Origin of the sequence: Pseudomonas nitroreducens TX1, from assembly GCF_000313755.1 — a bacterium.
In the GTDB taxonomy this organism is placed as follows: domain Bacteria; phylum Pseudomonadota; class Gammaproteobacteria; order Pseudomonadales; family Pseudomonadaceae; genus Pseudomonas; species Pseudomonas nitroreducens_A.
In genome coordinates, this window is the sequence record NZ_AMZB01000087.1 from 15,695 (window position 1) to 40,172 (window position 24,478).

The window sequence follows — 24,478 nt, forward strand, 5'->3', positions numbered from 1 at the left end:
ATGGGAGGCAATTTATAGTTGCGCAGGCGCAATCGAAAATGGGCGATTACGCAAGCTTGGAGTGCGTCGATGCAATACCGTCTGGAATACGCCGATCTGGCCCTGGTACTCGCGCTGGTGCGCGGCGGCAGCCTTGCGCGCGCTGCGGAATTGCTCGAGGTGGACGTGTCCACCGTATTTCGCGCCGTACGCCGGCTGGAGAAGGCGCTGGGTACCGCGCTGTTCGAGAAGGGTCGCAACGGCTACCTGGCCACCGCCACCGCACAGCAGCTGGCGACCCAGGCCGAACTGGCGGAACAGGCGCTGGAGGCGGCTCGTCTGGGCCTGGAACAGGGTCATGACGTGCTCAGCGGCACCGTGCGCCTGACCTGTTCCGACACCGTGCTGCAGGGGCTTTTGCTGCCGGCGCTGGCGCGCTTCATGAAGCGCTACCCGGCGCTGAACCTGGAACTGACCACTTCCAACGCCTTCGCCAACCTCAGCCGCCGCGACGCCGACATTGCCCTGCGCCTGACCAATGCGCCGCCCGAGCATCTGGTCGGACGCAAGCTGGGCGAGGTGCACTACGTCCTCTGCGCGCACCGCGATTACCTGGTGGAGCAGGGCGACCGGCCGTGGCAGGACATGAGCTGGATCGCCCCGGACGACTTCCTGCCCGACCACTCCAGCGTCGCCTGGCGCCGCCAGGCATTCCCCACGGTCCTGCCGGCCTATCGTTGCAACAGCATGCTGTCGGTCCTCGATCTCTGCCGCGCCGGGTTGGGGTTGGCCGCGCTGCCGGCATTCCTGCTGCGCCCGGACGACGGGTTGCAGGTGCTGGCGCCGGAGCTGCCTGGCTGCACCATCCACCTCTGGCTGCTGACCCGGCCCGATTGCCGGGCCCTGCGGGCAGTGGTGACGCTGTTCGAGGAATTGGCCGGGAGCATTCGTCTGCCCGCCTGAATGCAAGGACCCCGCTCGTGAGCGGGGTCCTTCTTGTGCTGCTTACCAGTGACGGTAGTGGCCCGGCGGGCCGTAGTAGCCGGGGCCGTAATAGCGCGGCGGACCATAGTAGCGGGGCGGCCCGTAGTGACGCGGGCCGGGCACCACCACGACAGAGCGGTAGACCGGCGGGTACATCGGTTGGTAGACCGGCACCGGCTGGTAATACACCGGTGGCGGCGGGTAATAGGCCACCGGCGGCGGGGGAGCGTAATAGGGCGCCGGCGCGGGCTGAGAACCGGCGACCACTGCACCCCCGACAACCGCACCGACCACGGCGCCTATCGCAGCGGCATCGGTGTTGCTGTTGGCCGCAGCCTGGCCGGCGAGGGCGAGGCCAGCGCAGAGCAGGGCGATCTGGGGGAGACGATGAAGCATGATGCACCTCCTGAGGAACCCGGCGAGAAACCAGGTATCTATGAGACATCGGCCCCGAAGGAATCGTAACGCCGCCGGTGTAAAGGTTGTGTAAATGGCGCCGTACGGCTCTACGACATGCCTTGCGTGTATCAGGCTGCAATACATCCACGCGCTTCCTCGGCCCTGGGGCTGGTAAGGTGGCGCCTTTCGCGTTTTTTCCACGAAGAACCAGGGAGACCTTTCATGCCCTTGAACCGAGTGACCTTGCTGTCGCTTCTCGCTGTCGCCGCACTTGCCGGGTGCAGCTCCAAGGATTCCTCGTCCGATGCCGCCCAGCCGGCCGCGGACGACTCGCCGGCCATGACCGGCGCCTGCAACGCCAAGGCGGTGCAGTCGATCGTCGGCAAGGTGGTCAACCCCACCCTGACCGAGGAAGCCCGTCGCGACGCCGGCGCCAGCGTGGCCCGCGTGCTCACCCCGCACCAGCCGGTGACCATGGAGTACAACTCGCAGCGCCTGAACATCGATGTCGACGACAACCAGGTGGTGAAGCAGGTCTCCTGCGGCTGAGTCTTTCGCCTGACTGCGTCCATGAAAAAGCCCCGCCTAGGCGGGGCTTTTTCATGGACGTTTGGTCATCAGCGGTTGGCGGGCTTTTTGATGACCCGCAGCGCCTGGCTGGACTGGTTGACGCATTCCTCGTAGTTGCCGGCCTTCTTCGCTTCTTCGGCCTTGGCGAGGTACTCATGGACTGCGTTGACCTTCACACCGGTGGCGTTCGGGCTGGCGGTCTTGAGGAAGTCGTTGATCTGCTGCAGGTTGCCGTCGCACAGCGCGCTGTCGGCGAAAGCCGGTACGGAAAACACCATGGCGAGCAGAAGGGCGTACTTTTTCATGCAACTCTCCTTGCATTCTCGAATGCCAATTTAGAAGAAGTTCGAAACTACGTTAGCTTGCTAAGTATCGACAAGCGACGGTTCTGCAAATTCACTTCGTTTCTGACGTTAGTCAGCAAACGGGCCATTTGCCGTGTCGCCGGTCAGATGGCGCTGAACTTCCGCTCCAGGCCCTGGCTGCGAAACTGCTCGATCACGTAGTCGATGAAGACCCGCGTCTTGGCCGGCAGCAGTTTCTGCGCCGCGTAGTACAGGGCAGTGTTGCCGGCGTCCACGTACCAGTCCGGCAGCACGCGCTGCAGCCGGCCGTCGTCCAGGTAGGGCACGGCGTGCTGCATGCTCACCAGGGTCACTCCCAGGCCCATCAAGGCGGCGACGCAGGCGGCTTCCGGGTCGCTGAAGGTCATCCGCTCCTTCAGCGCGATCGGCGCCTGGGCCTGCTGGCGGTTGGTCAGCGGCCAGGGGCGCACGCGGCCGGTCTGCGGCGAGCGGATGCGGATGCCGTCGTGGCTCGGCAGGTCGGAGGGGTAGCGGATCGCCGGGCGGCTCTTCAGGTAGGCAGGGGAGGCCAGCAGCACCAGGTGCGCCGGGCACAGCTTGCGCGCCACCACGCCGGGTGGCAGCTCGAAGCCGCCGCCGATGGCCGCGTCGAAGCCCTCGGCGATGAGGTCGACCTGGCGGTTGTCGAAGTGCCAGTCCGGGCGGATCGCCGGGTAGCGCCCGAGGAAATCGCCCAGCAGCGGCAGGATGTAGTCGCGGCCGAACACCAGCCCCATGCTCACCTTCAACATGCCGCTGGGCTGGCCGTCGGCGCTGGCCAGGTTGGCGATTGCGCTCTGCAGGCTGGCGAGCCCGCCGCTGGCCTCAAGGAGAAATCGCTCGCCCGATTCGGTCAGGGCCAGGCTGCGGGTACTACGCTGAAACAGCCGCACACCCAGGTTGTTCTCCAGCCGCGCCACGTTCTTGCTCACCGCCGCCGGGCTCAGGCCCAGACGCCGCGCGGCCGCGGCGAAGCTTCCGGCTTCGGCGCTGCGGACGAAGCACTCGATACTGATCAGGCTTTCCATGGGTGGTATTCCGGACATTTGGTATCGACTGAATATAGCGATTGCTGGCTACCGAGTAACGAGTTTCAGAGAGAAACTGACCCCGGCGAACTTACTCCCCCACTACTTTCGGAGATTCAAAATGACCACCACCCCATCCCTCCAAGGCAAGGTCGCTTTCGTCCAAGGCGGCTCCCGCGGCATCGGCGCCGCCATCGTCCAGCGCCTGGCCCGTGAAGGCGCCGCCGTGGCCTTCACCTACGTCAGCTCGGCGCAGAAGGCCGAAGACCTCGCCGCCAGTATCGAAGCCGCCGGCGGCCGCGCACTGGCACTCAAGGCCGACAGCGGCGACGCGGCCTCCGTGCAGAGCGCCATCGACACCGCGGCCCAGCGACTGGGCGGCATCGACATCCTGGTGAACAATGCCGGCGTGCTGGCCATCGCCCCGGTGGAAGAGTTCAGCCTGGAAGACCTCGACCGCACCCTGGCGGTGAACGTGCGCAGCGTCTTCGTCGCCACCCAGGCCGCCGCGCGGCACATGGGGCAGGGCGGGCGCGTCATCACCATCGGCAGCACCAACGCCGATCGCATGCCCTTCGGTGGTGGCGCCGTCTACGCCATGAGCAAGTCGGCCATCGTCGGCCTGACCAAGGGCCTGGCCCGCGACCTTGGCCCGCGCGGCATCACCGTGAACAACGTGCAGCCCGGCCCGGTGGACACCGACATGAACCCGGCGGACAGCGACTTCGCGGCTTCCCTGATGGATCTGATGGCGGTCGGTCGTTACGGCCGTGCGGAAGAAGTCGCCGCCTTCGTCGCCTACCTGGCGGGCCCGGAAGCCGGCTACATCACCGGCGCCAGCCTGACCATCGACGGCGGCTTCGGGGCCTGATTGGCCGTTGATGACCGCAGCGCGGCCGGGCTCAGGCCCGGTCGCGGCTCTGGATGTTCCAGTGCCCGGAGGTGGCGGCGAGCTTTTCCGAAAGCATCTCCACCTGTTCGTACAGACGCAGGGTGAGCCAGTAGAAGCCCTGCTTCTCGAAGGAGTCGGTCAGGTTGTGCGGCCGCGCCGGCAGGTTGTCCAGGCCCTGGCAGGCCTGCACCAGCTTGCTGGTACGGCTGAACTTCAAGGCGTGGGCCGATTGCAGCAGCAGGCGGGCAATAATCTGTCGGTGCGTGTCGAGGCTGGCCGGCACCGGTTCTATCTCCCCGGCCTCGGCGGCGAACTGCCGCGAGGCGATCAGCGACTCCAGCGTGCCCATGATTGCGCGGTGGATGCGCTGGAGGATTTCCAGCTCGCGCAGGGGCATCGCGGTCTCCTTCGACACCGGGCCCAGGTGGGCGCGAGAGGCCACCAGACGGTGATCCAGTTCCTCCAACTGGCGGGCGAAATGTTCGGGGGTGAAGTCGTGGTTGGACGACAACTGCCCGTACATCCGCGCGCAGGCCCGCAGGTTGTCCGAGAGCAGGTAGCGCCAGACGTAGACTGCCCGCAACGGGTAGATCTGCGAGAACAGCAGGGCCACGGCGACGCCGATCAGCACGTTGGCCGAACGCCACAGGCCTTCGGTGAAGCCGGTTTCACCGGGGCCGGCGACGATGCACAGGGTGATCCCGGCCAGCAGAGCCACGTAGCCGGGCCGCCGGATCGCGAAGAAGGCCGAGGCGGCCCCCAGCACGGACATCAGCAGGTAGGTGAGGGTGAGCGATCGGGTCTGGTCGTAGACCGCGATCACGCACAAGCCCAGCGCCGCGCCGGCCAGGGTGCCCATCACCCGCTCGTAGGACTTGCCGCGGATCGTCCCCTGGTGCACCAGCCCGCCCATCACCACCAGCACCGTGACCGAGGCCCAGAGACCGTGGGGAAGCTTCAGCGCGCTGGTGATCAGCATCGAGGCGAACAGCGCGAGGCCGACCCGCACGCAATGGATCCAGGCGGCATAGCGATAGCGGGTATAGGGGTTGGCCAGGCGGCGGAAGGGCAGGCTGAGGATCGAGGGTTGCTTCGCCAAGGCGGGCTCCGATGGTGATGGTCGGGGAAAGGGTAGCCGTTTCGGCCGGAGTGGACCTGCGGTGGATCATCCGCAGACCCGCCGAACGGGCAGCTGCGGGCACGCCGATAGAAATTGCACCGCAAGCGCTGGTTCCGCTTCGTCGGTGTTCGCTAGAATCCCGGACTTTTTCGCGCAGGGACCGCGTGAGTCCATCAGCCCGTGAGTCCATCAGAGAGTCCCCATGCTTGCCGGTAGTTACGATCCCGCCCTCGTCCTGATTTCGCTGTGCGTCGCCATGCTGGCGTCCTACACGGCCCTGGATCTGGCCGGGCGCATCGCGACCACCCGCGGCTGGCCGGTGCTGCTGTGGATCGGCGGCGGCGGGGTGGCGCTGGGCATCGGTGTTTGGTCGATGCACTTCATCGGCATGCTCGCCTTCAGTCTGCCGATCCCGCTGGGCTATGACCTCACCCTGACCCTGCTGTCGCTGGCCATCGCGGTGCTCAGCTCCGCCTTTGCCCTGGCCCTGGTCAGCCAGGACCGCCTGCCGCTCTGGCAACTGGTCTGCGGCGCCTTGGCCATGGGCACAGGGATCAGTTGCATGCATTACCTGGGCATGTACGCGATGCTCATGCAGCCAGGTATCGACTACGACCCGACGCTGTTCGGCCTGTCTCTGCTGATCGCCGTGGCGGCTTCCGGCGCCGCGCTGTGGATCGCCTTCAAACTGCGGCAGAACACGCCCTACGTGCGCCTGGCCCGTGCTGGCGCGGCGCTGGTGATGGGTGTGGCGATAGTCGGCATGCACTACACCGGCATGGCCGCCGCGCGCTTTCCCGAGGGCAGTTTCTGTGGCGCGTCACCCAATGGCCTGGACAGCGACTGGCTGGCGCTGCTGATCATCATCGTCACCCTGGCGGTGATCGGCATCGCGCTGCTCACCTCGGTACTGGACGCACGCCTGGAGTCGCGCACGGCGCAGCTCACCTCGTCGCTGGCGCAGGCCAACCAGGAGCTGACCCAGCTCGCCCTGCACGACAACCTCACGCGCCTGCCCAACCGCATCCTGCTGGAGGATCGCATCGAGCAGATGATCGCCAAGGTGCAGCGTGGCGGCGGGTATTTCGCGCTGATGTTCCTCGACCTCGACGGCTTCAAGCCGGTCAACGATGCCTTCGGCCACCATGTTGGCGACCTGTTGCTCAAGGCCGTGGCCCAGCGCCTGCGCGACAGCCTGCGCAGCGAAGACACCGTGGCGCGCATTGGCGGTGACGAATTCGTGGTGCTCGCCGAACTGGCCGAGGCCGAGGACGCGGTGACCGTCGCCGGGCAGCAGATCAGCCTGCTGGCCCAGCCGTTCCAGGTGGCCGGGCAGGAGCTGCGCATCGCCGCCAGTGTCGGCATCGTGGTCTATCCCGGCGACGGCGCCAGCCAGCAGGAACTGCTGCGCAACGCCGACGCGGCGATGTACCACGCCAAGGGCAACGGCAAGAATGGCTACAGCTTCTTCGAGCAGTCGATGAACACCAACGCGCGCAACCATCTGCAGTTGCTGCACGACCTGCGCGCGGCCCTGGAACGCCATGAGTTCACCCTGCATTACCAGCCCAAGTTCGCCGCCAGTGGCGAGCCCATCGGCGCCGAGGCGTTGCTGCGCTGGCAGCATCCGCAGCGCGGCCTGCTGATGCCCGATACCTTCATTACCCTGGCCGAGCGCACCGGGCTGATCATTCCCATCGGCGACTGGGTGCTGGACGAGGCCTGCCGGCAGATGCGCGAGTGGTACCTGCAGGGCCACGAAAACTGGCGCGTGGCGGTGAACCTCTCGGCACTGCAGTTCTGCCATGCCGCCCTGGTGCAGTCGGTGGCCGACGCGCTGCAGCGCCACCAGTTGCCGGCGCGCTGCCTGACCCTGGAGATCACCGAGACCACGGCGATGCGCGATGCCGATTCCAGCCTGGAAATCCTCGGCAGGCTGTCGGACATGGGCGTGGACCTGTCCATCGACGATTTTGGCACCGGCTACTCCAGCCTGCTGTACCTCAAGCGCCTGCCGGCCAACGAGCTGAAGATCGACCGCGGCTTCGTCCGTGACCTGGAACAGGACAGCGACGACGCCGCCATCGTCTCGGCCATCGTTGCCCTGGGCCAGGCGCTGGACCTGCGGATCGTCGCCGAAGGGGTGGAAACCTCCGGCCAGCAGACCTTCCTCACCCGGCTGGGCTGCGACTCGCTGCAGGGTTTCCTGCTCGGCAAGCCGGTGCCGGCCGAGCATTTCCTCGAGCGCCTCGGCGCTCAGGCCTGAGCCCGACGCTACACGGCTAGCGCTGCCAGTTGCGCGCACAGCTCGCGCAATTGCTCGCACAGGCTGCGACCGGCACTGCCCAGTTCCGGGCGCGCATAAAGCGCCAGTTCCAGTCCCTCGATGGGTGCGAAACCTTCCTCGGCGGTCAGCACACGGTGACCTTCATGGCGGCCGCGCAAAGGCAGCAGGCTGACGCCCATGCCCGCCGCTACTGCCGCTGAAAGACTGGCCAGGCTGGCGCTGCTGTAGCTGATGCGCCAGCGCCGGCCGCTGGCTTCGAGGGCGTGGATCATCTCCTGGCGATACAGCGCCCCCAGTGGGAACACCACCAGCGGCAACGGGTCGCGGGCGGCGGCAGGGGTTGCCGCGCTGTCCTGCCAAGCCAGGGGTTCGGGCCAGTGGGCGAGGCAGTCGCTGTCCGCGCCCCATTGCTTGACCAGCGCCAGGTCCAGCTCGCCGCTGCGGTACTGGCGCAGCAGTTCCTGGCTGAGTCCGCTGGACACCTCCAGGCGCAGCCGCGGCCGTTCGGCACTGAAGGCCGCCAGCAGCGGCATCATCCGTTCGCCGGCAAAGTCCTCGGGCATCCCCAGGCGCAACACGCCCTCGCTGTGCTCGCTGCTCAGCGCCTCGCGCGCTTCCGAGCCCAGTTCGAGAATGCGCCGGGCATAACCCAGCAGCCTTTCCCCCTGTTCGGTGGGCAGCACCTGGCGCTGGCTGCGATCCAGCAGGCGGCAGTCCAGGCTCTGCTCCAGCCGCAGGATCTGCTGGCTGACGGTGGATTGGGTGAGGTGCAGAAGCTCGGCGGCGCGGGTGAAGTTGCCGGCATCCACCACCATCACGAAGCTGCGCAGCAGGTTCGGATCAAGCATTTCGATTCCCACTGAAAGTCATGTTTCTATTTAATTTCAGCATAGAACGTCCCTTCGTCATACTGCATGCATCGATTAGAGGCACGACAGCCAACACGGGGGAGCGCCGATGGATATGCCGACTGTTCAGACCGAAGACGTGCACAGCCGCGCGGCCGCTGACGCGCTGCTGGGCGCGGCCAGTCACGGGCGCGACGCCGAGGTGGCGGCCCTGCTCAAACGCGGCGTACCCGTAGATGTCATCGACGGGCAGGGGAATACGCCGCTGTTGCTCGCCACCGCTGGCAACCGTGTGGAAGTCGCACGGCTGCTGATTGCCGCTGGCGCCGACGTCAACCGGCAGAACCGCCTCCACGACAGCGCCTACCTGCTGGCCGGTGCGGCCGGGCGTCTGGAAATCCTTCAGCTGACCCTGGCCCACGGCGCCGACCTGCGCAGCACCAACCGCTACGGCGGCACGGCGCTGATCCCGGCCTGCGAGCGCGGCCATGTGGAGGTGGTAGCGATGCTGCTCCAGGCTGGCGTCGACCCCGATCACGTCAACCAGCTGGGCTGGACCGGGCTGCTCGAAGCCATCCTGCTCAGCGACGGCGGCCCGCGCCACCAGGCCATCGTCAAACTACTCATAGAAGCCGGGGCGAACCTGAACCTGGCCGACAACGACGGCGTCACGCCGCTGCAACACGCCCGCCAGCGCAACCAGACCAGCATCGCCAGGATGCTGGAAGCCGCCGGCGCGCATTGATCGAACCGATTCGCTGGAAACTGCCATGTCACACGAAGTCTTCATGCGCGAGGCCCTGCAACTGGCCCGCGAAAACATCGAGGCCGGTGGCCGCCCGTTCGGCGCCGTGCTGGTCAAGGACGGGCGGGTGATCGCCCGCGCCGCCAATTCCATTCACGTGGATTTCGACCCCACCGCCCACGCGGAGCTGCTGGCGATCCGCCGCGCCTCGGCGGCGCTGGGCAGCTCGCGCCTGGATGGCTGCGTGATCTACGCCAGCGGCCACCCTTGCCCGATGTGCCTGGCGGCCATGCACCTGTGCGGCGTGGAGGGCGCGTACTTCGCCTATTCCAATGACGATGGGGAGCCCTTCGGCCTGTCCACCTCGGCGGTCTATCAGCAGATGACGCAGCCGCCGCAGTGGCAATCCGTACCACTGCGCCTTCTGCGTCCAAGCGGCGAGGACAGTCTTTACAACGCTTGGCAGGAGCACCACTCGTGAACCGCGGTATTGCCATGCCGGCGCGGGAAGAAGCGGCGGGGCAGGGCAGCCACGCCGGCTGGATCGGCCTGTTGGTAATAGTCGCGCTGGGCATCAACCTGCGGCCGATCCTCACCTCCATCGGTCCGCTGCTGGCCGATATCCACGATGCCACCGGGCTGGGCTTCCAGGGCCTGTCGATGCTGACAGTGCTGCCCGTGCTGTGCATGGGCCTGTTCGCCCTCGGTTTGCCGTGGGTCGGCCCGCGCCTGGGGGAGAGCCGTGGCATGGTGCTCGGCCTGCTGGCCATCGGCGCGGCCTGCTTCTGGCGCCTGCTGCTGGACAGCGGCGTCGCCCTGATCGCCAGCGCGGTGCTGGCGGGCTGCGGCGTGGCGGTGATCCAGGCGTTCGTGCCGGGGGTGATCAAGCGCTGGTTCGCGCACAAGGTGCCGTCCGCCATGGGCCTGTATTCGGCATCGCTGATGGCCGGCGGCGGTAGCGCGGCGGTACTGGCGCCGGTGGTGTCGGAACACTTCCACCGCTGGCAGGACGGCCTCGGCGCCTGGCTGCTGCTGGCCATCGTCGGCCTGCTGCTGTGGACGGTGGCGCGCCCGCGCGAGACGCCGGTGGCCGCGCCGCCGCGGCAGAAAGCCCAGCACTATTTCGGTAGCCGCCGCGCCTGGCTGCTGGCGCTGTATTTCGGCCTGATCAACGGCGGATACACCAGCATGGTGGCCTGGCTGCCGGTGTATTACCGCCAGCTCGGCTGGACGGCCCAGGCCAGTGGCCAGCTGATCGGCCTGATGACCATCTTCCAGGTGATCGCCGCGCTGACCATCCCGCTGTTGATCCGCCGGTCGCTGGATCGTCGTGGCTGGCTGTGCCTGTGCCTGCTGATCCAGCTCGCCGGCTTCATCGGGCTGATCTGCGCGCCACTGCACCTGCCGGGCATCTGGGTGGCGATGATCGGCTACGGCCTGGGCGCCTGCTTCGCGCTGAGCCTGACCCTGACCCTGGATCACCTTGCCGACGCTGGCGCGGCCGGGCGGCTGGCGGCCTTCGTGCAGGGCATCGGCTTCATCGTCACCGGCATCGTGCCCTACGTCACCGGCGCTTTGCGCGACAGCACCGGCAGTTTCCAGGCGTCCTGGATCCTGCTGGCGGTATCGGTGGTGCTGATGCTGGGCGTGACCCTGCGCTTCTCCCCCAGGGGCTACGCGCGGGCAATGGAGAAATAGGCGAAATTCAACGTTGTCGGATGCCAATCGCGGACGGAGTCCGCTCCTACGGCAGGTGAAGGCCTGCGCAGGAGCGGACTCTGTCCGCGATCGCTTTCAGGCGCGTGCCGGGCCTAGACCGACGTCGCGATATAGATGCGGTAGCCGATGATCGACAGCATGCTCAGCGTGCCGACCCACATCAGGAACACGCCCACCGGGCGATGGCGGATGGTGAAGCCGATGCCCAGCATGAACATCCCGAAGACGATGATGGCGAGGGTGATGAAGAGGGACGTGGGGTCCAGCGGGATGAAATGGGCAGTGGCGTCCACGGCGTGTCCTTGTCTGAATTATCCGATATGGAAAGTCTAGGCCAGAGCAGGGCCGAACTCCTTTGATCCCTGGCAAGCTGGTCCGGATCATAACGGCACGGGACGCTCAGCCCAAGCTCAGGCCTCCAGCAGGAGGCGGCCCTTGCCGGTAAGGACCAGCCGCAGGCCACGCAGTTCGGCGAGTCCGAGGTGAACCAGCAGCCGCTTCAGTCGAGGGTGGATGACATCGCCGCGCCTGATTCCAAAGAGCAGTTGACGCAGCTCGGCGTTGCTGGACGGGGGTGGGCTTCTCTCGACCTCGTTGTTGAGCACGGCGCGGCTTCCCTGATTCCGGACGCCAGTGAATTCTGAATTCGAACCAGCTTCAGCTTATTTTTGTTTGCTATCGGAAAATACTGATCGATATCTAGGCTTCTGAAAGATTCTCTAACCGGCGTCCTTTCCCAGTCACTTTCGCACGGGAGAAAGTGACGCGCTGTGCGGAAACCACAGGGCGGCGGGCATAAAAAAGCCCCGCGGTCCGGAGCGTCAGACCGCAGGGCCAGAACGGTCGAGAGATTCCCGACCGGGGAGGACCGGTCAGGCCGCCGGCGTCGGCTGCCAGCCGCCGCCAAGGGCCTTGTAGATCGCCACGATGCCGCGATACACGTCGACTTCCGCCAGGGCCTGGGCATCCTCGGCGGCCAGTTGCTCGCGCTCGGCGTCCAGCAGGTTGAGGAAGTCCACGGTGCCTTCCCGGTATTGCAGGCCGGCCTGCTCGGCGGCGTTGCGGCTGGCTTCGGACTGGCGCACCAGCGACACCAGGCGTTGCTGGCGCTTGCCGTAGTCGCTGAAGGCGTTCGACGACTCCTCCAGGGCCAGCAGGACCTGCTGCTCGTAGGTCGCCAGGGCGCCGTCGGCATCGGCCTTCGAGGCGCGCAGGCGAGCCCGCACGCTGCCCAGGTCGAAAGCCGCCCAGGTGATGCTCGGTGCCACGCCCCAAGCGCTGGCGGCGGACGAGCCGATCTGCGAACCCCGGCCGGCGGTGTAGCCCAAAAAGCCGCCGAGGCTGACTTTCGGGAACAGGTCGGCGGTGGCTACGCCCACGTCCGCGGTGGCGGCCGCGAGGCGGCGTTCGGCGGAGGCGACGTCCGGCCGGCGGCGCAGCAACTCGCCTGGGTCGCCAATCGGCAGGGCCTTGGCGATGGCCGGCAGCTTCTTCGGCGACAGGTCCACGGAGAGCGCGTCCGGGCGCTGGCCGAGGAGGGTGGCGATGCGGTTGCGCTGGCGCACTTCCTCGGCCTGCAATTGCGGCACGCTGGCTTCGGTGGACGCCAGGCGGGCTTCGGCGCGTTGCACGTCCAGCTCACTGCCGACCCCGGCGTCGCGCAGCTGGATGGTCAGGTCGCGGGACTCGCGCTGGTTTTCCAGGTTGCTCCTGGCGATGCTCTCGCGCAGTTGCGCACCGCGCAGTTGTCCGTAGGCATCGGCCAGCTCGGCGATCAGGCTGACCTGCAGCTGCTGCAGGTCGGCGACTATGGCTTCGCTCTGCGCGTCGCTGGATTCCAGCTGGCGGCGCACGCGGCCGAACAGGTCGACTTCCCAGATCATGTCCAGGCCCAGGTCGTAGCGCTCCTGGTTGACCCGGTCCTCGGTCTGGCCGGGCACCTGGCCCTTGCCGACCTGGCCTTCGGCGCGGCTGGTGACCGTGGGGAACCGGTCATTGGCCACGTCGTCGCGGATTGCCCGCGAAGCCAGCACGCGGGCGTAGGCCACGCGCAGCTCGCGGTTTTCCTTCAGCGCCTGGTCGACCAGCTGGGTCAGCACCGGATCGTCGAACTGCTTCCACCAGGCGTCTTCGAAGCGGCTGCGGTCGTAGTTCTGAGCCTGGGTGTTGCTGTCCAGTCGGGCCGGCGCGGTGTTCGGCTTCTGGTAGTCGGGGCCGACCATGCACGCGCTGAGGGCCAGCGCGAGCAGGGTGGGCACGAACAGTTTCACTGCACTCTTGCTCACGGCATTGATGGTCATGACGCTCATGCCTGATGGGCCTCGCTGTTGTTAGGTTGGCTCTGGGCGATGCGCGCTCGCTGCGCCTGTTTCTTCGCTTCGCGGGCTTCCATGAAGCGACGGATCAGCACATAGAAGACCGGAGTCAGCAGCAGGCCGAAGAAGGTCACGCCGAGCATCCCGGAGAACACCGCGACACCCATGGCATGGCGCATTTCGGCGCCGGCGCCGGACGACAGCACCAGGGGCACCACGCCCATGATGAAGGCGATGGAGGTCATCAGGATCGGCCGCAGACGCAGGCGGCAGGCTTCCAGTACCGCGCTCAGGCGGTCCATGCCTTCATCCTGCTTGTCCTTGGCGAACTCGACGATCAGGATCGCGTTCTTGCATGCCAGGCCCACCAGTACGATCAGGCCGATCTGGGTGAAGATGTTGTTGTCGCCACCGGACAGGATCACCCCGGCGATGGCCGACAGCAGGGTCATCGGTACGATCAGGATCACCGCCAGCGGCAGGCCCCAGCTTTCATACAGCGCGGCCAGCACCAGGAAGGCGAGCAGCACGCAGAGCGGGAACACGTAGATCGCGGAGTTGCCGGCGAGGATCTGCTGGTAGGTCAGCTCGGTCCACTCGTAGGTCATGCCATTGGGCAGCTCCTGCTTGAGCAGGCGCTCGATGGCGGCCTCGGCCTGGCCGGAGCTGTAGCCCGGTGCGGCGGCGCCGTTGATCTCCGCGGTGATGAAGCCGTTGTAATGCATCACCCGGTCTGGACCTGCGGTGTCACTGATCTTGATGAAGGTGGCCAGCGGGACCATTTCACCCAGGTTGTTGCGCACCTTCAGCTGGCCGATCTGCTCGGGTTCGAGACGGAACTGCTGCTCGCCCTGGACGTTCACCTGATAGGTGCGGCCGAAGCGGTTGAAGTCGTTCGCGTACAGCGAGCCGAGGTAGACCTGCAGGGTGTCGAAGATGTCGCTGATCGCAACCCCGTGGGTCTTGGCCTTCTCGCGGTCGATGGCGGCATCCACCTGCGGCACGTTCACCTGGTAGCTGGTGAACACCGACATGGGATTGAGCTCCGGCAACGCGCGGGCCTTGTTGAGGATGTTCTGGGTCTGTGCATAGAGCTCCTCGTAACCGGCGTTGCCACGGTCCTCGATCTGCAGGCGGAAGCCGCCGATGGTTCCCAGCCCCTGTACCGGCGGCGGCGGGAAGATCGCGATGTAGGCGTCCTGGATATCGGCGAACTGCTTGTTCAGCTCGGCGGCGATCTCGTTGGCCGACATGCCCGGGCCTTTACGCTCGCTGAAGTCCTTGAGCGGGGTGAAGACGATGCCGCTGTTGGGGCTGTTGGTGAAACCGTTGATCGACAGGCCCGGGAAGGACACGGTGTGCTCGATGCCCGGGTGCTTGCCGGCGATGTCCGACATGCGCTTGATCACCGCTTCGGTGCGATCCAGCGTGGCGGCGTCGGGCAGTTGCGCGAAGGCCACCAGGTACTGCTTGTCCTGTTGCGGCACGAAGCCGGTCGGGGTGCTGGAGAAGCCCAGGTAGGTCAGGCCGATCAGTCCCGCGTAGAGAATCAGCGCAATCGAACTGCCACGCAGAACGCGGGTGACGGTACCGACATAGCCGTGGCTCGCGCGGTCGAAGAAACGGTTGAACGGACGGAACAACCAGCTGCCCAGCAGCTTGTCGAGGATCACCGAGAAGCGATCCTTCGGCTCGTGGTGCCCCTTGAGCAGCACGGCGGACAGCGCTGGCGACAGGGTCAGCGAGTTGAACGCGGAGATCACCGTGGAGATCGCGATGGTCAAGGCGAACTGCCGGTAGAACTGCCCGGTGAGGCCGGAGATGAACGCGGTGGGGATGAACACGGCGCACAGCACCAGCGCGGTGGCGATGATCGGCCCGGTCACTTCCTTCATGGCGCGCTTGGTCGCCTCGACGGGCGTGAGCCCCAGCCCGATGTTCCGCTCGACGTTCTCCACCACCACGATGGCGTCGTCCACCACGATGCCGATGGCCAGTACCAGGCCGAACAGCGACAGCGCGTTGAGCGAGAAGCCGAAGGCGTGCATCACCGCGAAGGTACCGATCAGCGACACCGGCACGGCAGCCAGCGGGATGATCGAGGCGCGCCAGGTCTGCAGGAACAGCACCACCACCAGCACCACCAGGATCAGGGCTTCGAACAGGGTGTGCACCACCGCCTCGATGGAGCCGCGCACGAAGATGGTCGGGTCATAGACGATGGAATAGTCCACACCCTGGGGGAAGTCCTTCTTCAGCTCGGCCATCTTCTCGCGCACCAGGTTGGAGATGGCGATGGCGTTGGAGCCGGGACGCTGGAAGATCGGGATCGCGACCGCCGGCTGGTTGTCCAGCAGCGAGCGCAGGGCGTACTGGCTGGAACCGAGCTCGACGCGGGCGATGTCCTTCAGGCGGGTGATCTCGCCGTCAGGGCCGCTGCGGATGATGATGTTCTCGAACTCGTCCTCGGTGACCAGGCGGCCCTGGGTGTTGATCGACAGCTGGAAGCTGGTGTCGCTCGGCGAGGGCGGGGCGCCCAGGGCACCGGCGGCGACCTGGCGGTTCTGCTCGCGGATCGCGGCGACCACGTCGGTGGCGGTCAGATTGCGCGAGGCGACCTTGTTCGGGTCCAGCCAGACGCGCAGGGAGTAGTCGCCCATGCCGAACAGCTGCACGTCGCCCACCCCGTCCAGGCGCGCCAGCTCATCCTTGATGTTGAGGATGGCGTAGTTGGACAGGTAGAGCATGTCGTAGCGGTTATCCGGCGAGGTCAGGTGCACGACCATGGTCAGGTCGGGCGAGGCCTTGTCGACAGTGATACCGATACGGGTGACTTCCTCGGGCAGCTTGGGCTGCGTGCGGGTCACGCGGTTCTGCACCTGCACCTGCGCATTGTCCAGGTCGGTGCCCAGGGCGAAGGTGATGGTCAGGGTCATCTTGCCGTCGGCGGTGGACTGCGAGGACATGTAGAGCATGTTCTCGACGCCGGTGATGGCCTGTTCCAGCGGCGCGGCGACGGTCTCGCCGATCACCTTGGGGTTGGCGCCGGGGAAGTTGGCGCGTACGACCACTGTGGGCGGCACCACCTCGGGGTATTCGCTGATCGGTAGCTGGAACAGCGAGATGGCCCCGCCGATCAGGATGATCAGTGACAGCACGGCGGCGAAGATCGGCCGCTGGATGAAGAATTGGGAAAAGTTCATGGCTGGTTCCTGTCGCGAACGCATCGTTCGCCAAACCCGGGACAAAGGTCACCCAAGGCCCTGGTGGGACAGGGCCCGGTACATCAGTTCATGGATTGCGGGTTGCGGGTCAGCCGCGCGGCGCACCCGGCTTGGCAGATTTCTCGGCGACTTTCGGCGCCTCGAAGCTCTCCAGCGCGCGACGCTGGTTCTCGAGGTTGGCGAGCGTTGACTGGCTGGCCATCTCCACGCCCTGGGCATCGACCTGGGCGCCGGGGCGAACCCGTTGCAGACCGTTGACCACGATGCGGTCACCCTTCACCAGGCCGCTGCGGACAATGCGCAGGCCTTCGAGTTTCGGGCCCAGCTCGATGCCGCGGTATTGCACCTTGCTGTCCTTGTCGAGCACCAGCACGAACTTCTTGCCCAGGTCCGTGCCGACTGCCTCGTCCTTGATCAGCGCGGCGGGGTAGGTGCCGCTGCCGACCAGCTTGATGCGGGCGTACAGGCCGGGGGTGAACTGGTTGGCGGCGTTGTCGAACACGGCGCGGCCACGGATGGTGCCGGTCTTGGGGTTGACCTGGTTGTCGAGGAAGTCCAGGCGGCCCTGGTGGGGGAAGCCATCCTCGCCGGTCAGGCCCAGGTACACCGGGCTGGTGCCACGGGCGTCCGGGCCGCCCTTGCGGGCGAGGTCGACATATTTCAGGTAGACGCGTTCGTCGGCGTCGAAGTAGGCGTAGACCTTGTCGGTGGAGACCAGGGTGGTCAGCAGGGTCTGGCCGCTGTTGACCAGGTTGCCGGCAGTGACTTCGGCGCGCGAAACGCGGCCGTCGATGGGCGCGGTGACCTGGGTGAAGGACAGGTTCAGGCGGGCATTGTCCAGTTCCGCCTGGGTCGCGGCGACCACCGCCTTGGCTTCGGCGGCGGCGGCGCTGCGGGCGTCAGCCAGTTCCGCGGAGATGGCGTTGGTGGCGCGCAGGCGTACGCCACGGGCATCTTCGTTGACGGTGCGGGTCTGGTTGGCGCGAGCCTGTTGCAGCTGGGCTTCCAGGCGATGCACCTCGGCCTGGAACGGCCGCGGGTCGATCTGGAACAGGAGGTCGCCTTTCTTCACCAGCGCGCCTTCACGGAAGGCGACGCGGTCGATGTAGCCGGAGACGCGTGGACGCAGTTCGACGGATTCCGGCGCCTCCAGGCGGCCGGTGAACTCGTCCCATTCGTTGATCGGTTGTTCGATGACGTCCGCCACGCTGACCTTGGGGGCGGCCATGTTCTGTGCCGCCTCCTGGCCCTTGCCGCACGCGCTGAGAACCAGCACGGCGGCCAACGCCAACGGAATACGCAAGGTGTTCAGATTTCGCTCCATGGAAAAGACTCCGGCGATCTAATTGGTTTTGGGATTTCTGATGGAGCGGAGTCTGCGCAAGGGGGCGCTCGGGAACTAATCGAACGAGTGCATTTTGATTATCACGTGGAGTGATAAATGCTTTTGCACTATGCGCACGAATAGATAGAAGGAGTGGGCACGCAGATTGCCCGGACGTGCGGAGTTTCCCTGTAGGGGCAACTGTTCTTCTGCGAGTTCGTGCTCGGGGTTCCTCCCTCGCCCAGCCCTCTCCATGCAGGGAGGGAGCCGTCCGTGCCAGCTGATGCTACGGTTTCATCCTGCTCCGAATGGTCCCCTCGCCCTTCAGGGAGAGGGTAAGCCCCGCTGAGGAATCCCAAGCTACGTAGGAGCAGGCCATGCCCGCGACTGCACGCATAGCGCGCTCCAACAGGTTGAATCTGGCGTTGACCGTCAGAGACTGTCCGGATCACCCACGAACATGGTGATGCGCGAGCGCAGCCAGCGCTCGGCCGGGTCCTGGTCCTGGGCGCCACGCCAGACCATGGACAGCTCGGCCAGGCGGGTGGGGAAGGGCGGTTCCTCGGCACGCAGGCCGCCGGCGGCAGTGAGCGCCAGCGCCACGTACTCGGGGACGGTGGCGATGATGTCGGTGCCGGCCAGCAGCTGGGCGAGGCCGACGAACTGCGGCACGGCCAGCACCACCTGGCGCTTGCGGTCCATCTCGGCGAGGGTCTGGTCGACGAAGCCGTCCAGGTCGCCGGCATAGGACACCAGCGCGTGCGGGCGCGCGCAGTAGTCGTCGAGGGTCAGCGCGCCGGGGATCGAGTCGGCACGCAGGATCTTCCAGGTGCTGCGGCGCAGGGTCTTGCGCTTGGCATTGGCCGGCAGCTCGTCGGTGTAGCTCACGCCAACGGAGATTTCCCCGGAGGACAGCAGTTGCGGCATCAACAGGTAGTTGGCGCGGCGCACCACCAGGGTGATGCCCGGTGCCTCGGAACGCAGGCGGCGCAGCAGCGGCGGCAGTAGGCCGAATTCCACGTCATCGGACAGACCGATGCGGAACACCGCCTTGCTGGTGGCCGGGTCGAAGTCGGCGGCGCGACTCAGGGCGGTGGAGATGGAGTCCAGCGCTGGCGAGAGGTGGCCGAAGATTTCCTGCGCCCGCGCGGTGGGCTCCATGCTGCGCCCGGTGCGTACGAACAGCGGATCGTCGAACAGACCGCGCAGGCGCGCCAGGGCCGCGCTGATCGCCGGCTGGCCGAGGAAAAGCTTCTCTGCGGCGCGGGTCACGCTGCGCTCATGCATCAGCGTCTCGAAAACGATCAACAGGTTGAGGTCAACCTTGCGGAGGTCGTTGCGGTTCATGGGGACTCCCTGGCGATGGGGGAAAAGTGAGGCCGAGCGTGTCCTGAGTCAAGTCTGTCAGATAAGTCCTTGATCAATTTCCACTTTTTTAATGAGAATCTCGCCATGGCGATGTGGTCTGACTCTGTATGAATAGAGCCACCGCTGCCCGGTGGACAGCCCCGGCGCAGAGCCTTGCGGCCGCGCCGGACAAGGCTTTCAAGGCGGGCCGAATCATCGCCATTTATGTCAACTATCAACGGTGAACGGTGGCGTCACCCCTAAAGCCCGGATAGAGTCCGTGGCTATGAGCACTATTAAGGCGAGGTATGTGATGTCCCGCATGATCCGTTTCCACCAGTTCGGTGACGCCTCGGTCCTGAAGATCGAGGAAATGCCGACCCCGCAACCGGGGCCGGGTGAAGTGCTGGTCCGTACCCAGGCACTGGGCGTCAGTTGGCGCGACGTGCTCTGGCGGCAGAACCTCGCCCCGGATCAGGCCAAGCTGCCCGCGGGCATCGGTTATGAACTCTCCGGCATCGTCGAAGCCGTGGGCGAGGGCGTGGAAGACCTCGAGCCCGGCGTGGCGGTGGCCAGTTTCCCGGCGAACTCGCCGAACCTGTACCCGGCCTGGGGCGACCACGTCATCGTGCCGCGCACCTCGCTGACCCGTTATCCCGAGGTATTGAGCCCGGTCGAAGCCGCGGTGCACTACACCGGCCTGTTGTATTCGTACTTTGCCCTGGTGGAGTTGGCGCAGATCAAGCCCGGCCAGCGTGTGTTGATCACCGAAGCGGGTCATTGCCTGGCTCCGCAGGCGGTGCAGCTGGCCAAGGCGCTCGGCGCCCAGGTGATCGCCACCACCAGCCACGAGGAAACCCGTGAGTTCCTCAAGGGCCTGGGTGCGGACAAGATCATCTACACCGAGGAGCAGGACCTGGTGCTGGAAGTCGAGCGCTTCACCCAGGGTGAAGGCGTGGAGATCGTCCTCGACCAGTGCGCCGGCCCGCAGATGAAACTGCTGGGTGACGTAGCCGCCCAGCGCGGCAAGCTGATCCTCTACGGCATCAACGGCGGCAATGACGCAGCCTTCCCGGCTTGCGCGGCGTTCAAGAAGCACCTGCAGTTCTACCGTCACTGCGTGCTGGACTTCACCGGGCAACCGGAGATCGGCCTGACCCGCAACGACGAAGCCGTGCAACGGGCGCTGACCGCGATCAACCAGATGACCGCCGACCAGCTGCTCAAGCCGAGCATCGACCGGGTGTTCGACTTCGCCCAGTACCGCGACGCCAACTACTACATGGAAACCTGCCCGGGCGGCGGCCGTGTGGTGATGAAGATGCCGGAGTGATCGGGTATCGGTAACTGAAAAAGCCACTCTTCGGAGTGGCTTTTTTATGCGCGCGGGATTCTTGGTATCCCTGTAGGAGCGAGCTTGCTCGCGAACAGGGTTTCCGGCCACACCTGCGTCAGACGGGTTCGCGAGCAAGCTCGCTCCTACAAAAGCGGAGAAAGGCGTTTTGCCTTAACCGTAGGAGCGGACTCCGTCCGCGATAGCTCACCGCCAGCACAGACCACACCGTGCGCAGAATCAGGCAAGCCTCAAGAGAACCAGGCAAACCGCTCGGCGCCTGACTCGCGTATCGTCGCGGCACGTGCCTGCGCTTGCGCCTAGGCTCAATCCATTGCGTGCCGGAGCCGCTGCGCTTCGCTCCATGTCTAGCCCCTGCTTTATGTCACCCGGCTTTTCATATCCAAGAGAATGAGGTGAACCTCCCGATGATTACCGTGAACCTGAACGGCAAGGACCACGAGCTCGACGCCCCCGGCGAGATGCCGCTGCTCTGGGCCATCCGCGACGTCGCCGGGCTGACCGGCACCAAGTACGGCTGCGGCATGGCGCTGTGCGGCGCCTGCACCGTGCACATCGATGGCCAGCCGACGCGTTCCTGCGTCACCCCGCTGGCGGCGGTGGCCGGCAAGAAGATCACTACCATCGAGGCGGTGGCCGAGCAGGCTGCCGGCAAGGCTGTGCAGGAGGCCTGGCGCAAGCTCGACGTGGTGCAGTGCGGCTACTGCCAGTCCGGGCAGATCATGTCGGCCACCGCGCTGCTGGCCTCGAACAAGGCGCCCAGCGACGCCGACATCGACGCCGCCATGAGCGGCAACATCTGCCGCTGCGCCACCTATGCGCGGATTCGCGCGGCGATCCACGACGCCGCCCAGACCCTGGCTTGAGGACCGACGTCATGCTCGAACCCCGTATCGACGAACAGCCGGCACAGCCCGGCAGCATCCTCAATGTCAGCCGCCGCAGCTTCCTGCGGGGCGCCGGTGGCCTGGCCCTGGGCATCTATTTCGCGCCGCTGCTGGGTAAGCTGGGCGACGCCCAGGCGGCCAGCGATTTCGAACCGAACGCTTTCGTCCGCATTGCCCCGGACGGCACCGTTACCGTGATCGCCAAGCATGTGGAAATGGGCCAGGGCAGCTACACCGGCCTGGCTACCCTGGTGGCCGAGGAACTGGACGCCGACTGGAGCCACGTGCAGGTCGAAGGCGCACCGGCGGACGCCAAGCGCTACGCCAACCTGGCCTTCGGCAACCTGCAGGGCACCGGCGGCAGCAACGCCATGGCCAACTCCTTCGAGCAGATGCGCAAGGCCGGCGCCAGCGCCCGCGCCATGCTGGTGGGCGCAGCGGCGGAGCAGTGGAGGGTACCGGCGGCGCAGATCGAGGTGCACGACGGCGTCGTCACCCATCCGGCTTCCGGGCACAAGGCGAGCTTCGGCGAGTTGGCCGAGGCCGCGGCGAAGCAGCCGGTGCCGGCGGATGTGAAGCTGAAGGACCCGAAGGACTTCAAGCTGATCGGCCAGGTCAAGCTGCCGCGCAAGGACAGCCCGTCGAAGACCGACGGCACCGCGCAGTTCACCCAGGACGTGCATCTGCCAGACATGCTGGTGGCGGTGGTCGCGCACCCACCGCGCTTCGGCGGGGTGCCGGCGAAGGTCGACGCAAGCAAGGCCAAGGCCGTGCCCGGCGTGGTGGAGGTGGTGCAGTTCCCCGGTAGCGACCGACGCTTTGCTGGCGTCGCGGTGCTGGCGAAGAACACCTGGGCCGCGCGCCAGGGGCGTGACGCGCTGCAGGTCGAGTGGGACGAAAGCAAGGCCTTCAAGATGGGCAGCAAGGAAATCTTCGCCCAGTACCGCGACATGGCCAGCAAGCCGGGCCTGGTGGCGCGCAACGACGGTGACATCGGCAAGGCGCTGGAGAAGCCGGCGCACCTGATCGAGGCCGAGTACCAGTTCCCCTATCTCGCCCACGCCGCCATGGAGCCGCTGAACTGCGTGGTCTTCCTCAAGGAAGACAGCTGCCAGATCTGGAACGGCGAACAGTGGCAGACCGGTGACCAGGGGGCCGTGGCGCAATTGCTGGGCCTGCAGCCCGAGCAGGTGAGCATCACCCAGTTGTACGCCGGCGGCAGTTTCGGCCGCCGCGCCAACCCACACTCGGACTACGTGCTTGAAGCGGTCGCCATTGCCCAGGCCGCCCGCGCACAGGGCGTGAAGGTGCCGATCAAGATGGTCTGGACCCGCGAGGACGACACCCGCGCCGGCTATTACCGTCCGGCCTTCCTGCACCGCGCGCGGCTGGCGGTGGATGCCCAGGGCAACCTGGTGGGCTGGGAGCAGCGGCTGGTGGGGCAGTCCTTCATCGTCGGCACGCCGTTCGAGAAGTTCATGGTCAAGGACGGCATCGACAAGATCGCCGTGGAGGGTGCCGCCGATCTGCCCTACGCTGTGCCCAACCTGCGCGTCGAGCAGGCGCTGGCCGACAACGTCACGGTGCCGACCCAATGGTGGCGCTCGGTGGGTCACACCCACACGGCGTTCTCCACCGAGACGCTGATCGATGAAGCCGCCATCGCCGCCAAGCAGGACCCGTACGAATTCCGCCGCAAGCTGCTGGAGAAGCATCCGCGGCATCGCGGCGCGCTGGAGCTGGTGGCGCAGCGGGCGAACTGGCTGGCGCCGCTGGAAAAGGGCAAGGACGGTGAGCAGCGCGGCCGCGGCATCGCCGTGCACGAGTCGTTCGGCAGCTTCGTCGCCCAGGTGGTGGAAGTGACCTACAAGGCCGACAAGAGCTTCAAGGTCGACCGCGTGGTCTGCGCGGTGGATTGCGGCCTGGCGATCAACCCCGACGTGATCAGGGCACAGATGGAAGGCGGGATCGGCTTCGCCCTGTCGGCGGCATTGCACAGTGCCATCACTCTGACCGACGGCAAGGTCGACCAGTCCAACTTCCACGACTTCCAGGTCCTGCGGATCAACGAGATGCCGGTGGTGGAGGTGCACATCGTGCCGTCGGCCGAGCCGCCGACCGGTGTCGGCGAGCCCGGCGTGCCGCCCCTGGCGCCGGCGCTGGCCAATGCACTGTTCGCGGCGACCGGCAAGCGCATCCGCACCTTGCCGATCGGCAATCAGTTGCAGGCGTGAGTTCCGCCCAGTGACACGAATGCCCCGCATGAGCGGGGCATTTGCCTTTCAGGGTCTAAGCTTTCCTGAAGTCAGGCGACCAGGGCCTGCCGTTCGTGCGCCTCGCAGATCAGCTCGCGCAGTACCCGGCGTTCTTCGGGCAGGGTGGTGGCGTTGTGCAGGGCAAGTCCGCCTTCCTCGTCGGTGACGGCTACCTGGGTCTCGAAGTGCAATTGCACCTCGTCCAGGGTGATGTAGGTGATGCGGTACGCCTCGTCGGTGCTGTGCATGGTCGCAGGCTCGATGTGGGAGGGCGCAGGCCCGATGGACGCATCGTCGCGTTGAGCCGGCGAGGGCGGAAGTGAAACGCCATGATGGTGAACATCACGAAAGACGATGGTGCCGGCGAAGTTTTCCGGCATCTGTCATGCAGGACGGGTATCCTGCGCGGGCGTGCCCACACCGGGCACTTTGTAAATCGAATTGGAGCAGTGACATGAGCCGCGACAAGCAGCTTTTTCCGGAAGACGAAATCGGCGATGCCCTGTGGGCCCTGCAGGAAGACGGCGAAGACCTCTCCCTCGAGCATGAGGTGGAGTTCGCGGTGATCTTCCCGGACGAGCAGTCCGCCCTGGACTTCGCCATCATGCTGCTGCAGAACGGGCAGAAGGTGGCGTACTCCGAGTACGACGGCAACGACAAGCTGCCCTGGCAGGTCCTGGCCTATCCGGTGATGGAACTCTCCTACGAGCACATCAGTGGCTACGCGGCGCTCCTGTCCGAGCACTCCGCCGACCTGGGCGGGCAGATGGACGGCTGGTCGGCGCTCTGATCGGCTGATGCTGCACAAGGAACGGCGCCTTCGGGCGCCGTTTTTTATGGTGCGCCAGGCATGGCGC

At 66.2% G+C, this 24,478-nt stretch carries 23 protein-coding genes; 11 read left to right on the forward strand and 12 right to left on the reverse strand.

The genetic code is table 11. From position 1 onward, the window contains the following. Positions 1-69 precede the first annotated feature (69 nt). Entirely contained in the window at positions 70-942 is an 873-nt protein-coding gene (locus C167_RS0106550; protein ID WP_017517464.1) for a LysR family transcriptional regulator, read from the forward strand. A 42-nt stretch (positions 943-984) separates the two neighbouring features. Here the strand turns inward: C167_RS0106550 and C167_RS0106555 are convergent, their stop codons facing one another. Then, positions 985-1,359, reverse strand: a complete 375-nt coding sequence (locus C167_RS0106555; protein WP_017517465.1) for a hypothetical protein — start codon at positions 1,357-1,359, stop codon at positions 985-987. 225 nt (positions 1,360-1,584) lie between these two features. Between C167_RS0106555 and C167_RS0106560 the strand changes: the two genes are divergently transcribed. Next, entirely contained in the window at positions 1,585-1,911 is a 327-nt protein-coding gene (locus C167_RS0106560) for an I78 family peptidase inhibitor (RefSeq protein WP_017517466.1), read from the forward strand. Between the two features lie 68 nt (positions 1,912-1,979). On the opposite strand, the gene C167_RS0106565 is transcribed toward C167_RS0106560, so the two are convergent. Together C167_RS0106565 and C167_RS0106570 are read right to left on the reverse strand one after the other, a co-directional pair. Then, positions 1,980-2,237, reverse strand: a complete 258-nt coding sequence (locus C167_RS0106565; RefSeq protein WP_017517467.1) for a hypothetical protein — start codon at positions 2,235-2,237, stop codon at positions 1,980-1,982. 143 nt (positions 2,238-2,380) lie between these two features. Then, entirely contained in the window at positions 2,381-3,304 is a 924-nt protein-coding gene (locus tag C167_RS0106570) for a LysR family transcriptional regulator (RefSeq protein ID WP_017517468.1), read from the reverse strand. 121 nt (positions 3,305-3,425) lie between these two features. On the opposite strand from C167_RS0106570, the gene C167_RS0106575 reads away from it, so the two are divergent. Further along, entirely contained in the window at positions 3,426-4,175 is a 750-nt protein-coding gene (locus C167_RS0106575; RefSeq protein WP_017517469.1) for a 3-oxoacyl-ACP reductase family protein, read from the forward strand. A 31-nt stretch (positions 4,176-4,206) separates the two neighbouring features. On the opposite strand, the gene C167_RS0106580 is transcribed toward C167_RS0106575, so the two are convergent. Beyond that, on the reverse strand, positions 4,207-5,295 hold the full coding sequence (locus tag C167_RS0106580; protein WP_017517470.1) for an FUSC family protein: 1,089 nt from the start codon (positions 5,293-5,295) through the stop codon (positions 4,207-4,209). A gap of 223 nt (positions 5,296-5,518) precedes the next feature. Here C167_RS0106580 and C167_RS0106585 point away from each other — a divergent pair, with 223 nt between their 5' ends. After that, positions 5,519-7,582: a putative bifunctional diguanylate cyclase/phosphodiesterase gene (locus C167_RS0106585; RefSeq protein WP_017517471.1), complete on the forward strand. Its 2,064-nt coding sequence runs from the start codon at positions 5,519-5,521 to the stop codon at positions 7,580-7,582. Positions 7,583-7,590: 8 nt separating this feature from the next. Here C167_RS0106585 and C167_RS0106590 read toward each other — a convergent pair whose 3' ends face one another. Further along, the gene (locus tag C167_RS0106590; protein WP_017517472.1) at positions 7,591-8,451 is read right to left on the reverse strand and encodes a LysR substrate-binding domain-containing protein; all 861 of its coding nucleotides are present in this window, start codon (positions 8,449-8,451) and stop codon (positions 7,591-7,593) included. A 109-nt stretch (positions 8,452-8,560) separates the two neighbouring features. Here C167_RS0106590 and C167_RS0106595 point away from each other — a divergent pair, with 109 nt between their 5' ends. From C167_RS0106595 to C167_RS0106605, 3 genes are read left to right on the forward strand one after another with little or no spacing between them, the layout of a single operon-like run. Beyond that, the gene (locus tag C167_RS0106595; protein WP_017517473.1) at positions 8,561-9,196 is read left to right on the forward strand and encodes an ankyrin repeat domain-containing protein; all 636 of its coding nucleotides are present in this window, start codon (positions 8,561-8,563) and stop codon (positions 9,194-9,196) included. 25 nt (positions 9,197-9,221) lie between these two features. Then, on the forward strand, positions 9,222-9,677 hold the full coding sequence (locus C167_RS0106600) for a nucleoside deaminase (RefSeq protein WP_017517474.1): 456 nt from the start codon (positions 9,222-9,224) through the stop codon (positions 9,675-9,677). A gap of 14 nt (positions 9,678-9,691) precedes the next feature. Continuing rightward, positions 9,692-10,894 (forward strand): CynX/NimT family MFS transporter, encoded by a 1,203-nt coding sequence (locus C167_RS0106605; protein ID WP_026078845.1) that lies wholly within the window; start codon positions 9,692-9,694, stop codon positions 10,892-10,894. Between the two features lie 113 nt (positions 10,895-11,007). On the opposite strand, the gene C167_RS34420 is transcribed toward C167_RS0106605, so the two are convergent. The 6 genes from C167_RS34420 to C167_RS0106635 form a co-directional block, all read right to left on the reverse strand. Continuing rightward, positions 11,008-11,208: a hypothetical protein gene (locus C167_RS34420; RefSeq protein ID WP_017517476.1), complete on the reverse strand. Its 201-nt coding sequence runs from the start codon at positions 11,206-11,208 to the stop codon at positions 11,008-11,010. Between the two features lie 117 nt (positions 11,209-11,325). Beyond that, positions 11,326-11,520: a hypothetical protein gene (locus C167_RS0106615; protein ID WP_017517477.1), complete on the reverse strand. Its 195-nt coding sequence runs from the start codon at positions 11,518-11,520 to the stop codon at positions 11,326-11,328. Between the two features lie 267 nt (positions 11,521-11,787). Further along, entirely contained in the window at positions 11,788-13,215 is a 1,428-nt protein-coding gene (locus C167_RS0106620; RefSeq protein WP_017517478.1) for an efflux transporter outer membrane subunit, read from the reverse strand. A gap of 5 nt (positions 13,216-13,220) precedes the next feature. Continuing rightward, entirely contained in the window at positions 13,221-16,433 is a 3,213-nt protein-coding gene (locus tag C167_RS0106625) for an efflux RND transporter permease subunit (protein ID WP_017517479.1), read from the reverse strand. Positions 16,434-16,542: 109 nt separating this feature from the next. Further along, complete coding sequence (mexE, locus tag C167_RS0106630; protein WP_017517480.1) at positions 16,543-17,778, reverse strand: multidrug efflux RND transporter periplasmic adaptor subunit MexE; 1,236 nt, start codon at positions 17,776-17,778, stop codon at positions 16,543-16,545. A 432-nt stretch (positions 17,779-18,210) separates the two neighbouring features. Further along, positions 18,211-19,125, reverse strand: coding sequence for a LysR family transcriptional regulator (locus C167_RS0106635; RefSeq protein WP_017517481.1), 915 nt, complete (start codon positions 19,123-19,125; stop codon positions 18,211-18,213). Positions 19,126-19,438: 313 nt separating this feature from the next. Here C167_RS0106635 and C167_RS0106640 point away from each other — a divergent pair, with 313 nt between their 5' ends. The 3 genes from C167_RS0106640 (at position 19,439) to C167_RS0106650 (ending at position 23,600) form a co-directional block, all read left to right on the forward strand. Continuing rightward, positions 19,439-20,458: a zinc-dependent alcohol dehydrogenase family protein gene (locus C167_RS0106640; RefSeq protein ID WP_017517482.1), complete on the forward strand. Its 1,020-nt coding sequence runs from the start codon at positions 19,439-19,441 to the stop codon at positions 20,456-20,458. A gap of 428 nt (positions 20,459-20,886) precedes the next feature. Then, positions 20,887-21,345, forward strand: a complete 459-nt coding sequence (locus C167_RS0106645; RefSeq protein ID WP_026078846.1) for a (2Fe-2S)-binding protein — start codon at positions 20,887-20,889, stop codon at positions 21,343-21,345. A gap of 11 nt (positions 21,346-21,356) precedes the next feature. After that, on the forward strand, positions 21,357-23,600 hold the full coding sequence (locus tag C167_RS0106650) for a xanthine dehydrogenase family protein molybdopterin-binding subunit (protein WP_017517484.1): 2,244 nt from the start codon (positions 21,357-21,359) through the stop codon (positions 23,598-23,600). Positions 23,601-23,671: 71 nt separating this feature from the next. Here C167_RS0106650 and ptrC read toward each other — a convergent pair whose 3' ends face one another. After that, on the reverse strand, positions 23,672-23,869 hold the full coding sequence (gene ptrC / locus C167_RS0106655) for a type III secretion system co-regulatory protein PtrC (RefSeq protein WP_026078848.1): 198 nt from the start codon (positions 23,867-23,869) through the stop codon (positions 23,672-23,674). A gap of 206 nt (positions 23,870-24,075) precedes the next feature. Between ptrC and C167_RS0106660 the strand changes: the two genes are divergently transcribed. Next, entirely contained in the window at positions 24,076-24,411 is a 336-nt protein-coding gene (locus tag C167_RS0106660) for a ribonuclease E inhibitor RraB (protein ID WP_017517486.1), read from the forward strand. The last annotated feature ends 67 nt before the right edge of the window (positions 24,412-24,478 follow it).

What these genes read in the sequence shown, in the direction of transcription:
- C167_RS0106605 (WP_026078845.1), top strand. Translation starts at nt 9,692, where the DNA reads ATGCCGGCGCGGGAAGAAGCGGCGGGGCAGGGCAGCCACGCCGGCTGG.
- C167_RS0106645 (WP_026078846.1), top strand. Translation starts at nt 20,887, where the DNA reads ATGATTACCGTGAACCTGAACGGCAAGGACCACGAGCTCGACGCCCCC.
- C167_RS0106550 (WP_017517464.1), top strand. Translation starts at nt 70, where the DNA reads ATGCAATACCGTCTGGAATACGCCGATCTGGCCCTGGTACTCGCGCTG.
- C167_RS0106620 (WP_017517478.1), bottom strand. Translation starts at nt 13,215, where the DNA reads ATGACCATCAATGCCGTGAGCAAGAGTGCAGTGAAACTGTTCGTGCCC.
- C167_RS0106585 (WP_017517471.1), top strand. Translation starts at nt 5,519, where the DNA reads ATGCTTGCCGGTAGTTACGATCCCGCCCTCGTCCTGATTTCGCTGTGC.
- C167_RS0106600 (WP_017517474.1), top strand. Translation starts at nt 9,222, where the DNA reads ATGTCACACGAAGTCTTCATGCGCGAGGCCCTGCAACTGGCCCGCGAA.
- C167_RS0106565 (WP_017517467.1), bottom strand. Translation starts at nt 2,237, where the DNA reads ATGAAAAAGTACGCCCTTCTGCTCGCCATGGTGTTTTCCGTACCGGCT.
- C167_RS0106640 (WP_017517482.1), top strand. Translation starts at nt 19,439, where the DNA reads ATGTCCCGCATGATCCGTTTCCACCAGTTCGGTGACGCCTCGGTCCTG.
- C167_RS0106660 (WP_017517486.1), top strand. Translation starts at nt 24,076, where the DNA reads ATGAGCCGCGACAAGCAGCTTTTTCCGGAAGACGAAATCGGCGATGCC.
- C167_RS0106570 (WP_017517468.1), bottom strand. Translation starts at nt 3,304, where the DNA reads ATGGAAAGCCTGATCAGTATCGAGTGCTTCGTCCGCAGCGCCGAAGCC.
- C167_RS0106560 (WP_017517466.1), top strand. Translation starts at nt 1,585, where the DNA reads ATGCCCTTGAACCGAGTGACCTTGCTGTCGCTTCTCGCTGTCGCCGCA.
- C167_RS0106595 (WP_017517473.1), top strand. Translation starts at nt 8,561, where the DNA reads ATGGATATGCCGACTGTTCAGACCGAAGACGTGCACAGCCGCGCGGCC.
- C167_RS0106590 (WP_017517472.1), bottom strand. Translation starts at nt 8,451, where the DNA reads ATGCTTGATCCGAACCTGCTGCGCAGCTTCGTGATGGTGGTGGATGCC.
- C167_RS0106625 (WP_017517479.1), bottom strand. Translation starts at nt 16,433, where the DNA reads ATGAACTTTTCCCAATTCTTCATCCAGCGGCCGATCTTCGCCGCCGTG.
- C167_RS0106650 (WP_017517484.1), top strand. Translation starts at nt 21,357, where the DNA reads ATGCTCGAACCCCGTATCGACGAACAGCCGGCACAGCCCGGCAGCATC.
- C167_RS0106555 (WP_017517465.1), bottom strand. Translation starts at nt 1,359, where the DNA reads ATGCTTCATCGTCTCCCCCAGATCGCCCTGCTCTGCGCTGGCCTCGCC.
- C167_RS0106575 (WP_017517469.1), top strand. Translation starts at nt 3,426, where the DNA reads ATGACCACCACCCCATCCCTCCAAGGCAAGGTCGCTTTCGTCCAAGGC.
- ptrC (WP_026078848.1), bottom strand. Translation starts at nt 23,869, where the DNA reads ATGCACAGCACCGACGAGGCGTACCGCATCACCTACATCACCCTGGAC.
- C167_RS0106635 (WP_017517481.1), bottom strand. Translation starts at nt 19,125, where the DNA reads ATGAACCGCAACGACCTCCGCAAGGTTGACCTCAACCTGTTGATCGTT.
- mexE (WP_017517480.1), bottom strand. Translation starts at nt 17,778, where the DNA reads ATGGAGCGAAATCTGAACACCTTGCGTATTCCGTTGGCGTTGGCCGCC.